The organism is Gorillibacterium timonense (assembly GCF_001457415.1).
Lineage (GTDB): Bacteria > Bacillota > Bacilli > Paenibacillales > NBRC-103111 > Gorillibacterium > Gorillibacterium timonense.
This window is the reverse complement of the sequence record NZ_LN881722.1, coordinates 609,923-622,856: the sequence shown is the minus strand read 5'-3', so window position 1 is coordinate 622,856 and position 12,934 is coordinate 609,923. Positions and strand designations below refer to the sequence as shown.

Genomic DNA, 12,934 nt, shown 5'->3' with positions numbered 1-12,934 from the left:
TGTCTATCAGGTGAATACCATCCTGCATTCTTGATTCTCTTTTCATGTAAGCGGAAGGGCATCCGTCCCTGCAAAAAAGCCGATCAACCGCATGTTGATATCCTTTTCCCCAAGCTCAGGAAAAACGCCTTCCTCCACTACGATGTCATAGAGTCGTTCCATCGGCTCACGCTTGTCGGCTTTCTTCGCCTTCGGATCGGTGCGCAGCAGCTCCCAGGTCGAATCGATGAAATTGCGGCGGTCGATCTCTCGTCCGGCGAAGAAACGGGTCAGCTTCGCGACATCCTCGACGTAGCCTACTCCAAGCCGCTCCTCAGCATTCCCGCGCAGGAGGGCCATTTCGGCCTCATACATGGGACTGGAGGACTTGTCGGTCTTGCCGATCCAAGGCGTCTCCAGAATGAAAGGAAGATGCTTCAACTGCTCGTGCTGGACCACTCTTTGGATAGTCTTGAAGCCGAGGTAGCCTGCTCCGATCGGAGCATGGCGGTCCTTGGCCGCTCCTCTGGGATTCTTGCTGTCATTGATATGTACGACGGCAAGGCGACCGATCCCCACCGTGCGATCGAACTGCTCAAGAACGCCGTCCAGATCTCCGACGATATCGTAACCGGAGTCGTGGGTGTGGCAGGTGTCCAGGCAGACGGAGAGCCGATCATTCAATTCCACGTTGTCCATGATGATCGCCAATTCCTCGAAGGTCCGGCCAAGCTCTGAGCCCTTTCCCGCCATCGTCTCCAAGGCGATGTTCACGTCCGTCTCCCGGATTCCGCTCAACACTTCATTTAGCCCCTCGGCAATCCGCTTCAGTCCGTATTCGGGATCCTTCTCGGTAAAGGCGCCGGGGTGAAGCACGATGTTGCGCACCCCCATATAATGGGTGCGGCGGATCTCCGTCTGGAGAAAATCGACAGCAAGCTGATATGTCCCATCCTTGTAAGAGCCGAGGTTGATGATATAGGGCGCATGGACGACAATGTCGGTGAGTCCGTTCTCTTCCATGACCTTTTTCCCTTCGGGGACGTAAAAATCCTCGATCGCTTTGCGTCTCGTGTTCTGCGGGGCTCCCGTATACAGCATGAAGGTGCTCGAACCGTAGGAGACCGCTTCCTCGGCGGCACAAAGCAAACCTTTGTCCGCTGTGGAGACATGGGATCCGATCTTTAGCATAGGTAGAGGGCCATCCTTTCTGCAGACGTTCTGCTTTCATTGTACTTGTCCCGCGCTAAGTTTGCCAGCGGATGAAGATAATATTCGACGACCTTCGCTTCCTCCCGCTAGGGGATGTAACGGGAAAGGAATTCGTAAGCCCCGCATGCTTCGGAAGTGTCCTCAAAAGAAGCGACAGGAGCCCCCGTGATCGGGCAGCTCCTGTCGCTTCTCGTGTCTTTTTAAAACCTATTCCGGTTCATGGCCTCGCTTCGCCGGAATCACCGGGAAGGAATCAGCCGTAAGCCCGGTTGAAGCTCGGCAAGCGCCTGATAATTGCGGTTGAAGGTGAAAATCCGCCGGATCTGGTAAGCCAGCACCACAACAGCAGTGACGGCTTCTCCGAAAGTAAACGAAAGCTGCGGGCATCCCGCAAGCAGATTTTTCGCTTCTTGTTCCAACTGCTCATTGCCGGAGATCAAGGACAGCTTTCCCTTGCTCATTGCCTGCTCGATCGTGCTGAGAAACGTCTCGGCAGGTGCCGGCCCAAAATGATTGCGGAGCCATTCATGCGTCTCAAAAACAATGTAGCTGGTCGAGACAAAGTCTCTCTCCACATCATCCAAATCAAGAAAGAATGCCCGCGCTCTGACATGTTGCCCATGGTTTGGATCCATAAACGCCTTCAGAGCGGTATCATCCAAAAAAACGGCATTCCCGTATCCGTTATCCATCATCTTTAGAACCTCCGAGTTGGTTAGTTGTTGCGCCGGGCGATTCCATCCAGGGCTAGCAGCGGATTGGCCCGCTTGCGTTCCTCCTGAATGTCCTCTTCCTGATTCAATGCCGCTTCATTCGCTAAGAAAGCGCGTATGGCCTGATCCACCAACACCTTGACTGTCGTCCGACGTTCGTCCGCCACACTCTGAAGCAGCGTATAATCGCGCAATTCCAACTCAACTTCCGTACCTTCAACATCATCCTCGCGCTTGTCCGACAGGAATTGGGAAGCGGAGTCTCTCAGTTTGCCCATGTACTCCTTGAACTTGTTTTCCACTGGATTCCATCCTGTTCCGATCGTAGTAGTCCCTATAGTACGCTGCCAGCCTTAATCGTGTGGATATGAACCCTCATCAATCGGTAAAATAAAAGGGATTGCGGGAACCACCGTTTGTGAATGGACAGACGTACCCGTTGCCGCGGGGCCCGTTATCATGATACCGGGAATCTCAGGTGGTGGCAACCCGGCCCAAAAGGCCCGGGGGCTCTCACGCTTCGGCGGAATAAGGAGGAACGTTCTTCGTTTCCGCAGGGATCCATTTGATCAAATGCCGTTCGATCCGGGTATTGATCGGATTCGCTGTCGTCGGAATGGACAGCACCGATTTTGAGCTGAGGCGCGAGGCCGGAAAATTCAGCTCTTGAAACACAGGGGCATCCCCTGGCCACCCATCTCCACCCAAACCCGAGAGGGACAGCTCCATACGGCCGAAAGCTCGAAACATACGGCTGTAATCGGAAGGAACGACATGAAGCCATTGGACATCCTTCACTTTGCGCACTTGAAAGCCGTAGGCCGCTCCGCTGCTATCAAACAGCTGCAGGAAAGAGAGGCGGATATTGCGCTCGTTAAGCTCGCCCTCCGCCGTGCTGAGAGCTTGCGATTTGCGAAGGCAAGTGACAGGAATCGACAGGTACAATTCCATTAGAGCCCACGCCGGTTCATGAAATGCCATGGTACCCCTTCCTTTCTTCCGAAGATATACAATCAGATTTATATCTATGCAGCACTCCTTTTGATTAGAAGACTCTAAAAAAGAAAGCGCTATCATTTAAGGAAGGAACCATCTGCATTCGCACCTATCGACCTTGAATCGGCCGCTCGGAATGAAGGAACCTTGTAACACGCTTACAGCTTCTTGCCGATGACATGCCCGATCGGAACGGCGCCGAGAAACCGGCTGTCCTTGCTATGATTCCGGTTGTCGCCCATCACGTAGATGCAGCCATCGGGTACTGTGATGATCTGAATGCCCGATGTCGTCATCTTCTCCTTCAGATAGGGCTCATCGAGAGGTTCGCCGTTGCGGTAGACTTGGTTGTTGCGAATCTCGAGAACATCCCCTGCCTTCCCGACCACTCTTTTCACCCAGAAGATATCCCGGCCGGAAGCCCCGCTCATCCATTGAAACAGTGGGTATTCGAGCAGATCATCGTGCAGGCCCCGCTTGCGGTCGATCCGGCTGTCAATGATGACAATATCGCCGTACTTAGGCGTTTCCCCGAGCGAATGGCCCCATTTCGCTATCAGGATGCGGCTGTGGTCCCGGAGGGTCGGCTCCATGGACTGACCCAGCACCTTGGTTGGCTGGATGATGAATGTGCTGATGAGCAGGCTGAGAACAAAGGCGATTCCTAGAGACCATAACCAGCTTGATACACGGCTGAGCCATTGGGACATACTACGACACACTCCTGGACTTCGGACTTTAGAACAGCTCACTCCGTTGCTAACGAGCCCCCTCTATTTGGAAGGAGATGGTTAAACGCCATCTTTCTTCCTCCATTATATCGCATAAAACGATGAATGACGAACCGTTTCTGCTCCGACTGCGAAACTCCGCCGCGCTGTACTTGGCGTAATAGGACGACGAGTCGCCCCTATGCTACCTCTGCCGTTCCAACTGCTCTTTCGCCATGCGGACCAGCTCCCTTACCATCGCACCGCCAATGGGTCCCCCCACTTTTCCAGCCGCCTGGGTAGACAAGCTCCCATTGTTCCCTTGAACGAGGGGAATTCCTCGGCTGCGCGCCACTTCATACTTGACAGAGTCCGGCCGCTCCCGGTCGACCGGGTAGCCCTCCAGCTTCATGACATGCGCCTTCAAAGCGTCAAGTCCGCTTTCCGCACCGGGAACGAGCGGCTTTCTGCGACTCCTCCTGCTCATGGTCCATTCCCCTTCTCCGTTGTTTTTGTTCTTAGCGTTCACCTCTTTCACTTCATTATCCATTCCAGAAAAAAGTGCGGAATAACGATTGATCATTTCTGATGATGTGTAATATTATATAACACATGAATAATAAAATCGAATCTGATGTTATATTATATAACAAATATCTAACAGGAGGGAAAGAGATGAATCGGACAATCGAGCCTTTCTTTGAAAGGGGGTCGTGGATCCGGCAAATGCCCAAGGTCGAGCTGCACATGCATCTCGATGGGAGCCTCCTCCCGGAGACCGTGTTTGAGCTGGCAGCGGAGCAGGGCATCTCCCTTCCCGCCAGAAGCACCAAGGAACTGCTTCCCTACATGCAGGTGGACGGAAGCTGCACCAGCTTGACCGAGTATTTGAGCAAATTCGCCTTTACAACCCTCTTCCTGCAGACGCGGGAGTCGCTTGAAAGAGCTGCCTGCGAAGCGGTGGAGCAAGCCGCCGGGGAAGGCTGCCGCTACGTAGAGGTTCGATTCGCTCCGCAGCTTCACCGGGAACGAGGATTGTCCTGCGAGGAGGCCGTTCACCATGTCATCGCCGGCTTGAAGCGCGGCGAGCAGCAATATGGCTGCCGGGCTCAAGCCATCGTCATCTGCATGCGCCATCATTCCACCGCCCTCAACCGGGAAGCGATCGAAGCGGCAGCTGTCTACTCGGGCCGAGGTGTCGCGGCGGTCGATCTTGCAGGAGATGAAGCCGGCTATCCCGCTTCCCTGTTCCGCGACATCTTCATCCTCGCTCACCGGAAGGGCTTACCGGTGACCATCCACGCTGGAGAGGCCGCCGGGCCCGACAACATCTACACCTCCGTGATGAAGCTTGGCGCATCCCGGATCGGCCACGGCGTCCGCTTGAAGGAGGACCCCGCGATTCGCGAGCTGATCCGCCGGCGCAGAGTCCCTCTCGAGATGTGCCCGGTCAGCAATATCCAAACCAAGGCGGTCGCCGATTGGAGCGGCTATCCGATCCGCGATTACTTCGACTCCGGGATTCCCATCACCGTCAATACCGATAATCCCGGCGTCTCCGGAACGAGCCTCACCCGCGAATACGGCATTCTCGCGGAGCTCTTTCACTTTACGCGCCAGGAGCTGTCTCAGCTCGTCCTGAATGCCGCAGATGCCGCTTTCCTCGGCGAACACGACAAATCGGCGCTGAAGGCTGAGCTCGGCCAGGAGCTGGATGAATGGAAGAAGCTCGCGTGAACGGAAGACTGCGCCGCCCCTGCAATAATAGCTCTTGGTTCAGAAAACTCTTGCTTTAGACAGTTCCTGCTTTCGAGACCTCGCGCGGCTCCGTGAACGAGATATATCGACGCATGATGCCGTAACCTGATGCAACAGATTCGCGGTTTTCCCCCGCAAGTAAAGAACCGTTCTCTCGTAAAGGGAAACGCCGGTCGGCCCTTTCACGAAGAGAACGGTTCTCTTTTGTCCCTATTCGCTAGTACGCTTCCACTTAAAAGCCAGGGTTTCCGCACCCTTTCCCATCCCCCTTGCTGCCGCTCGTTTTCCACGTGATTAAGGTTGAAAAGGTACTCGTCATGGAAGTCATAGTCCCGAGCCATCCGCTGCGCAAAACCGGTCCGATTCCTCGTTCTCTTCCGCCAGCCCCGCCTGACAGTCCCGACAGATCCAGTGGCAGCCGATCAGACCTTTTCCCGTTCGCTTCCGGCAGTTGTCGCAGGTGATTGCTCCTCCGCTGTGCTTCCGCGCTCCCATCGTCCTCTTCCTTTCCCGCTCGCCGCGCCTTCTTGTCTGCTGTTTCTCTTCAGTATGCCCGGAATGAGCTGTGGGCAAGCGGCAACGGACAATCTTCGTTTCGCCTTTTCCCTTATCGCATCAGCAAACCGCTACTTTCGCTTCCTTCCCCTAATCGCATCAGCAAACCGCTACTTTCGCTTTTTGCCCCAGGGACAGGCCAGCAGACAGTACCCGCAGGTGTGCTTGCGCCCGTGGCTCTCGATATATTCTCTCCTCTTGGCGTTACACCGCTGATAATCCAGAAGCTCATCCCTTCGGGTAGTGGGGGTCCAGTTGATTCCCTTGATCATCCCCCACGGGCATGCATCCACACAAGCGCGGCAATTCCTGCAGCCGCTCTTCACGATCGGTTCTCCGCATTCCATCGAATCCCGGATCAGAACTGCCCCCAGCCGGACGCGCGGACCGAATTTCCGGGTGATCAGCAGGCTGTTTTTGCCGATCCAGCCAAGCCCGGCGAGAACGGCCCCATGCTTAAACGAAAAGGGCGCGATAAGCGACTGTTCATCTCTCTGGGCGACCGGAGGCACGTAGTGTTCGATCCCCGCCTGCTCCAGCATCTGCGCAAGACGTGCGATTTTCTGGTCGATCGTATCGCGAAAACGGCTCATCACCTCATGATAGCCCTGCTCGTCATAGGGATCTTCGGGTACATAGCGGTCGTAAGCTTGAGCGACGACAATAGCCGTCGAATAGCGGTCATAAAACTCGGAGTAAGAAAGATCCGCTGCTCCCCATAGGGTATCCTCACCGCCAACCGCAGAATCGATGAGTTCTTCGATCATCCGACCACCCCCTATTGCTTGTATATAGCAAAAAACCGGAAGCCTGTGGGCCTCCGGTTCCGAAATGCCGTTACAATCAGTTGAACGGTGCATCCTGTACCTTGATGCATTCGGTCGGACAAGACTCTACCGCTTCTTGCAGTTCGTCTTCCAGATCTTCCGGGATTACGGTTACGCCTTTGTTGTTGTCTCCTTCGTAGACAACCTCTGCCAGGCCTTCGCCGTCATATTCGAAGATTTCGGGAGCTGCAGACCCGCAGGAACCGCAAGCGATGCATTCTCCTTTATCGACTACGCTGTATTTTGCCATGGATGAATTCCTCCTCCCCTGTTCGTAAATGCCCCTCTTCCATCAAGGTATACGATCAGGGCGGCAAAGTCCGTGACAATTTTAACAAACCAGGAATTTTTTCGGACGAACTCCGCTTTAGACGGCCATGAATTCTCTCATATCCTGCTCCACGCTCGTGATCCCGCCGATGCCGAAGGTATCCACCAGCACCTTCGCCACATTCGGGGAAAGGAAGGCCGGAAGCGTCGGTCCGAGGTGAATGTTTTTCACGCCGAGGTAGAGGAGGGCCAACAGGACGATCACAGCCTTTTGCTCGTACCAGGCGATGTTGTAGGAGATCGGAAGATCGTTGATGTCGTCCAAGCCAAAGACTTCCTTCAGCTTGAGCGCGATGACGGCGAGCGAGTAGGAATCGTTGCACTGACCTGCGTCCAGTACGCGGGGAATCCCTCCGATGGCGCCGAGGTCCAGCTTGTTGTATTTGTATTTGGCGCAGCCTGCGGTCAGGATCACCGTATCCTCCGGCAAAGCGGCGGCAAAGTCGGTGTAATACTCGCGGCTCTTCATGCGACCGTCGCAGCCCGCCATGACGAAGAAGCGCTTGATCGCTCCGGTCTTTACCGCGTCCACTACCTGGTCCGCAACACTCATAACCGCCGCATGGGCGAACCCGCCGACAATCTCCCCGGTTTCGATCTCGGTCGGCGCTTCACAGGTCTTCGCGCAGGCGATGACAGCCGAGAAGTCTTTAGGCGCTCCAGGTGCTCCATCCGGAATGTGCCGGATGCCGGGATATCCGGCGTTGCCGGTCGTGAACATACGGCCCGCGTAGCTGTCTTTCGGAGGCACGATGCAGTTGGTCGTCATGAGGATGGCGCCGCCGAAGCTCTCGAACTCCTCATTTTGCTTCCACCAGGCATTGCCGTAGTTGCCGACAAAATGGCTGTACTTCTTGAACGCGGGATAGTAATGCGCCGGAAGCATCTCGCTGTGGGTATAGACGTCAACGCCCGTTCCCTCCGTCTGCTTCAGCAGTTCTTCCATGTCCTTCAGATCGTGGCCGCTGATGAGAATCCCCGGACGGCTGCCGACACCGAGCTGGACCTTGGTGATCTCAGGATTACCGTAAGCGGCCGTGTTCGCCGCATCCAGGAGCGCCATGGCATCGACGCCAAACTTGCCACATTCCAGCACAAGCCCAACCAGCTCACCCGCTCCAAGAGAATCATCAAGGGTCGCAGCCAAGCCTTTCACCAGGAAAGCATTTACGTTATCGTCGTAGGAGCTGAGGTTGGCGGCATGCTCGGCGTAGGCCGCCATGCCCTTCAGGCCATAGGTGAGCAGCTCGCGCAGGGAGCGGATATCCTCGTTACCAGTGGCGAGCACGCCGACTGTGAGCGCTTTGGCGGCGAGCTCCGCGTCCGTCTCCGCAAACCACTGAGCTGCGTCGTGATCCGCCTGCGGAACGTCCGCTCCGCGAACGGCGAGCTCGTGCTTGAGCGCATCCCGGCTGGCGAGTCCGTCCCGGATCTTGCCAAGGAAGACCGCATCGTCGAAGTTGGCGTTGGTGATCGTCGCAAACAGGTCCCCGCGGATCCGTTTGTCTACCGCGCTCATATCCATGCCGAGCTCGCGGGCTTTGTTTGCAAAGATCGCAATCCCCTTCAGCGTGTACACCGTCAGGTCCTGCAAAGCCGCCGTTTCGCTCGTCTTGCCGCACACTCCCTTGATCGTGCAGCCGGTTCCTTTTGCCGCTTCCTGGCATTGAAAGCAAAACATTTCGCTCATCCGTTCTCCTCCTTGTTTATGGAAAGCTGATTAAAGAGCCTGCTGGAGTCAGATCCATTCACCCTCCAGGCTGATCGTGACTTCGCGATAAGGCACGATGGTCTGGGACGCGAGCATCGCCTGCTTCACAGCCTGCACGATGCCTCCGCAGCAGGGAACAACCATGCGCACAACCGTGATGCTGCGAATGTCATGCTGCCGGAGGATGTCCGTCAGCTTCTCCGCGTAATAAGCGTTGTCGTCCAGCTTCGGGCAGCCAATCAGGGTGATGTGATTCTTGATGAAGTCCTTGTGGAAATCCCCATACGCGAAAGCCGTGCAATCCGCCGCGATCAAGAGATTGGCTCCGTCGAAATAGGGATTCGCCGGATTGACGAGATGAATCTGGATCGGCCATTGATTCAACTCCGACGGGCGCTCGAACGCTTCCGGGGAAGAGGCGGCGGGCACGGATGCTTTCGCGGGCGCTGCTGACGGACCGGCCGCCGTCTCTTCGCGGCGGAACAGCTGGGCCATGCTCCCCGGACAGCCGCCGTGGCCGTGATGATGCCCGTGACCGCCGCCCTGACCATGGCCGTGCGAATACCCCGGGCCACTGTTTCCGTGACCGTGGAATTCTCCCGCTCCATGCCCCCGAGCTGCGGAACCGCCATGCTCCCGTCCGATCCCCGCCGCTGCTTGCCGCTCGGCGATCCGTTTGTTGACGGCCACCTCGTCGTAATCGGCCGCCTCCCGTTCGATCATTTCGATGGCCCCGGTCGGGCATTCCGGCAGGCAATCGCCGAAGCCGTCGCAGTAGCTGTCGCTGACGAGCTTCGCCACCCCGTCTACCAGTTCGATGGCGCCTTCGTGGCATGCATCCACGCAGATTCCGCAGCCGTTGCACAATTCCTCATGGATCGTGATGATTTTTCGTTTCATATCGGCAGCCTCCGTTCCTCTTACCTTCACTCTTTACAGCCTACTATGATTGTAGTAGACTGGCGTCAACCTATCGGTAACCGATGTTACCGCTTGAAAAATTTCCCGACCGGAGACGCTCATGATTCCGAATCCCGAGACTCTGAAGTCCTGCCTCTTCTTTCGCGGCAAAACCACGGATGAAATCAAAGCCCTGCTGGCGCGAATCGCCTATCAAACGCGCTCTTGGCGTAAAAACGACTTGATCGTCACGGAGGGGGAACCGGCAAACCGCGTCGGAGTCGTGCTGGAAGGCCAGGTGGAGGTGCAGAAGATTCATCCCACCGGCAGGAGCATGACCCTCGCCAGCCTGAAGCCGGGGCAAACCTTCGGCGAAGCCGTGCTGTTCAGCGCAGCAGGCGTCTTCCCCGCCACCGTCATTGCGGGAGACGCCTGCTCGGTCATGTTCATCGGCAAGGAGCAGCTCATGCGCTTGTTTGCGGAAGACCCAGACATCCTGAGCCGTTACATGGAAAACATGTCCGAGCGGCTCGTCCTGCTGAATCGCAAGATCGAAGTGCTGTCGCTCGGCACCCTGCGGCAAAGAATCGCTTACGATCTGCTCAAGCTGGCGCGTGAAAAGCAATCGCTTACGATCTCGCTGCCATATTCCAAACGAATCTGGGCCGAGCATCTGAACGCCGCCCGCCCCTCGCTTTCCCGCGAACTCGGTCTCATGCGCGAAAAGGGCTTGATCGCCTTTGACGGCAACTCCTTCACCCTGACCGATCGGCAGGGGTTGGAGGAGCTTTTGCTAGAGGATTAGCCCCGTTCACATGAAAGGAGTCCTTATGTCCGACCTTGTTGCCGCCTTATCCCGCGTTCCGCTCTTTCGCGAGCTGAATCAGGAGGAGCTCGAACGCATCGAGCGCATCTCCTCCATTCGCCATTACGGCAAGAAAACCACCGTATTTCATGAAGGAACGGAACGGGAAGCGGTCTATTTCGTTCTGCGCGGCCTCGTCAAAACCTTCAAAACCGATGAGAACGGGCACGAGCAGATCATCACCATCCTCAAGACCGGCGATCTGTTTCCGCATACCGGTTTTTTCGACGCCGCCCCTTATCCGGCTACCGCGGAAACCATCGGCGATTCCCGGCTGCTGTCCATCCCGATGCGTCCGTTCGAGCAGCTGATACTCACCGTGCCGAGCATCTCGATCAAGCTCATGCGCGTCATGAGCTCGCGGATCATCGAGCTGCAGCAGCGGCTGCACGACTTCACCGGACACGACGCCGCCGAACGCGTGGTGCTGTTTTTGATGAAGCTCGCCGAGGATTACGGGCGCGTCGATGATCAGGCCGCGGTGCGCATCGCCATCCCGCTTACGAATCAAGAGCTAGCGAACGCCGTCGGCACGACGCGGGAGACCGTCAACCGGCTCGTCAGCCTGCTGCGCAAGGAAGGGCTGCTCATCGCAGACCGCACAGGATTCACGATCCCAAACCGGGACAAGCTATTTCGCAGGGTCAGCAAGGATGAGCATTAAATTCCGCTCGCCAGCATCGGAATAATCGGATAAGATGAAGCAAAAGGAGGGGTCGCATGTTTCAAAAAGTGGAGTACGCTTCAAGCCGCTTGGACGGGTATCGTCTGGTACAGGAGCAGTTGCGTCATCTCATCCAGGATGAGCCGGACGCCATCGCCAACCTGGCCAACGCCTCCGCGCTGCTTGGGCATTTTTTAGAGGAGATCAATTGGGTGGGGTTTTATCTAGTGAAGGACGGAGAGCTCGTGCTCGGGCCGTTCCAAGGACTGCCCGCCTGCGTGCGCATCCCCGTTGGCAAAGGCGTCTGCGGCACGGCCGCCCAGGACCGGAGCACCGTCAAGGTGGACGATGTCCATGCCTTCCCTGGCCACATCGCCTGCGACGCGGCTTCGAATTCCGAGATCGTCGTTCCGCTCTTGAAGGGCGGAGTGCTCATCGGCGTGCTTGATATCGACAGCCCGCTGCACGCCCGCTTTGACGAGACCGACCGGGAGCAGCTGGAGAGGTTCTGCTCCATCCTGGTTGAGGCCTTGTAAAACCGGACAAGAACGTGTTTGCAAACCCATCGTGCGGTTGAAAAGCCGTTGAGAACCGCCTAAAGTAGAGCCATCATGGCTCAATAGCCGAAACGACTCGGCCGAATCAACCGAAGACCGGGTTTGCAAACACGCTCTAGCATAAAAAGATTATCCAATTCCGAGGAGTTGACCATTCATGAGTGTCCCCAAAGTACTTACCATCGCCGGTTCCGATACGAGCGGCGGCGCCGGCATTCAAGCCGACCTCAAAACCTTCCAGGAAAAAGACGTCTACGGCATGACCGTCCTCACGGTCATCGTGACCATGGACCCGCACAACAACTGGTCGCATGGCGTCTATCCGATTCCGCTGCCCGTCGTTAAGGAGCAGCTCAAGACCGTCCTTGACGGCGTCGGACTCGACGCGCTGAAGACCGGCATGCTCGGCTCGATCGAGCTGATCGAGCTGGTGGCCGCCGAAATCAAGAAGCGCGACCTGAAGCGGATCGTCATCGACCCGGTGCTCGTCTGCAAAGGAACTGACGAAGTGCTCCATCCGGAGACCGCCGTGGGCTTGCGCGAGCTGCTCGTTCCGCTGGCCGACGTCGTGACGCCGAACCTGTTCGAAGCAGCCCAACTGGCTGAACGGGCGCCGATCCGCACCGTAGAGGACATGCAGGACGCCGCCGTCCGCATCTTCGACCGCGGAGCCAAGCACGTTCTGATCAAGGGCGGGGCCAAGCTCGAGCATCCGAAGGCCGTCGATCTGCTGTATGATGGCCGCACCTTCGAATGGTTCGAATCGGAGCGCATCTCCACGCCTTACACCCACGGCGCCGGCTGCACCTTCTCCGCCGCCGTCACCGCCGAGCTGGCCAAAGGCAAGGATGTGCTGGAAGCGACCCGCCAAGCCAAAGCTTTCATCACCGCCGCCATCGGAGCCGGCTTCCCGCTGAATCAATTCGTCGGACCGACCCGCCATTCGGCTGCCCGGAATGCTGTTCTGAGCTAAACGTAGTGCTTGATTGCCGCGCGAAACAGGTTCAGCGGTAAGCCCCTTCTAAACGCGCTCGCTTGAAGGAGAAAATCTCACCTTCACAGCAAAAGAACCTTCCTAACCACTTCTCAAACGAGGATCCGAAAGCCGCCGCTTTTTTAGCAGTTGCCTTTCGGATCGCCGTTTCCTGTGGAGACGA

Annotated in this window: 16 protein-coding genes; 5 read left to right on the top strand and 11 right to left on the bottom strand. The window is 56.8% G+C overall.

The window, feature by feature from the left end:
• Nucleotides 1–42: 42 nt before the first annotated feature.
• The 6 genes from BN2684_RS07310 to BN2684_RS07285 form a co-directional block, all read right to left on the bottom strand.
• Nucleotides 43–1,170: a deoxyribonuclease IV gene (locus tag BN2684_RS07310; RefSeq protein WP_058301482.1), complete on the bottom strand. Its 1,128-nt coding sequence runs from the start codon at nucleotides 1,168–1,170 to the stop codon at nucleotides 43–45.
• Between the two features lie 260 nt (nucleotides 1,171–1,430).
• Nucleotides 1,431–1,886, bottom strand: coding sequence for a type II toxin-antitoxin system VapC family toxin (locus BN2684_RS07305; protein ID WP_058301481.1), 456 nt, complete (start codon nucleotides 1,884–1,886; stop codon nucleotides 1,431–1,433).
• Between the two features lie 20 nt (nucleotides 1,887–1,906).
• A complete protein-coding gene (locus BN2684_RS07300; protein WP_058301480.1) occupies nucleotides 1,907–2,206 on the bottom strand; it encodes a hypothetical protein in 300 nt (99 codons plus the stop codon).
• Nucleotides 2,207–2,417: 211 nt separating this feature from the next.
• The gene (locus BN2684_RS07295) at nucleotides 2,418–2,885 is read right to left on the bottom strand and encodes a hypothetical protein (protein WP_058301479.1); all 468 of its coding nucleotides are present in this window, start codon (nucleotides 2,883–2,885) and stop codon (nucleotides 2,418–2,420) included.
• Nucleotides 2,886–3,058: 173 nt separating this feature from the next.
• Entirely contained in the window at nucleotides 3,059–3,610 is a 552-nt protein-coding gene (gene lepB, locus BN2684_RS07290) for a signal peptidase I (protein ID WP_058301478.1), read from the bottom strand.
• A gap of 205 nt (nucleotides 3,611–3,815) precedes the next feature.
• On the bottom strand, nucleotides 3,816–4,097 hold the full coding sequence (locus BN2684_RS07285; RefSeq protein ID WP_058301613.1) for an alpha/beta-type small acid-soluble spore protein: 282 nt from the start codon (nucleotides 4,095–4,097) through the stop codon (nucleotides 3,816–3,818).
• 188 nt (nucleotides 4,098–4,285) lie between these two features.
• Here BN2684_RS07285 and add point away from each other — a divergent pair, with 188 nt between their 5' ends.
• On the top strand, nucleotides 4,286–5,347 hold the full coding sequence (add, locus tag BN2684_RS07280; protein ID WP_058301477.1) for an adenosine deaminase: 1,062 nt from the start codon (nucleotides 4,286–4,288) through the stop codon (nucleotides 5,345–5,347).
• Nucleotides 5,348–5,692: 345 nt separating this feature from the next.
• Here the strand turns inward: add and BN2684_RS24465 are convergent, their stop codons facing one another.
• The 5 genes from BN2684_RS24465 to BN2684_RS07260 form a co-directional block, all read right to left on the bottom strand.
• On the bottom strand, nucleotides 5,693–5,863 hold the full coding sequence (locus tag BN2684_RS24465) for a hypothetical protein (RefSeq protein ID WP_159065773.1): 171 nt from the start codon (nucleotides 5,861–5,863) through the stop codon (nucleotides 5,693–5,695).
• Between the two features lie 170 nt (nucleotides 5,864–6,033).
• The gene (locus tag BN2684_RS07275) at nucleotides 6,034–6,690 is read right to left on the bottom strand and encodes a 4Fe-4S double cluster binding domain-containing protein (RefSeq protein WP_058301476.1); all 657 of its coding nucleotides are present in this window, start codon (nucleotides 6,688–6,690) and stop codon (nucleotides 6,034–6,036) included.
• Between the two features lie 76 nt (nucleotides 6,691–6,766).
• Entirely contained in the window at nucleotides 6,767–7,000 is a 234-nt protein-coding gene (locus BN2684_RS07270) for a ferredoxin (RefSeq protein ID WP_058301475.1), read from the bottom strand.
• Between the two features lie 117 nt (nucleotides 7,001–7,117).
• A complete protein-coding gene (gene hcp, locus BN2684_RS07265) occupies nucleotides 7,118–8,770 on the bottom strand; it encodes a hydroxylamine reductase (RefSeq protein ID WP_234340181.1) in 1,653 nt (550 codons plus the stop codon).
• 48 nt (nucleotides 8,771–8,818) lie between these two features.
• Nucleotides 8,819–9,691 (bottom strand): ATP-binding protein, encoded by an 873-nt coding sequence (locus BN2684_RS07260; protein ID WP_058301474.1) that lies wholly within the window; start codon nucleotides 9,689–9,691, stop codon nucleotides 8,819–8,821.
• Nucleotides 9,692–9,812: 121 nt separating this feature from the next.
• Here BN2684_RS07260 and BN2684_RS07255 point away from each other — a divergent pair, with 121 nt between their 5' ends.
• The 4 genes from BN2684_RS07255 to pdxK all read left to right on the top strand — a co-directional run bounded on the left by BN2684_RS07255 (nucleotide 9,813) and on the right by pdxK (nucleotide 12,750).
• The gene (locus BN2684_RS07255) at nucleotides 9,813–10,496 is read left to right on the top strand and encodes a Crp/Fnr family transcriptional regulator (protein WP_058301473.1); all 684 of its coding nucleotides are present in this window, start codon (nucleotides 9,813–9,815) and stop codon (nucleotides 10,494–10,496) included.
• Between the two features lie 25 nt (nucleotides 10,497–10,521).
• On the top strand, nucleotides 10,522–11,220 hold the full coding sequence (locus tag BN2684_RS07250) for a Crp/Fnr family transcriptional regulator (RefSeq protein WP_058301472.1): 699 nt from the start codon (nucleotides 10,522–10,524) through the stop codon (nucleotides 11,218–11,220).
• Nucleotides 11,221–11,276: 56 nt separating this feature from the next.
• Nucleotides 11,277–11,756, top strand: coding sequence for a GAF domain-containing protein (locus BN2684_RS07245; RefSeq protein WP_058301471.1), 480 nt, complete (start codon nucleotides 11,277–11,279; stop codon nucleotides 11,754–11,756).
• Between the two features lie 178 nt (nucleotides 11,757–11,934).
• Nucleotides 11,935–12,750 (top strand): pyridoxine/pyridoxal/pyridoxamine kinase, encoded by an 816-nt coding sequence (pdxK, locus tag BN2684_RS07240; RefSeq protein WP_058301470.1) that lies wholly within the window; start codon nucleotides 11,935–11,937, stop codon nucleotides 12,748–12,750.
• Nucleotides 12,751–12,934: the final 184 nt, after the last annotated feature.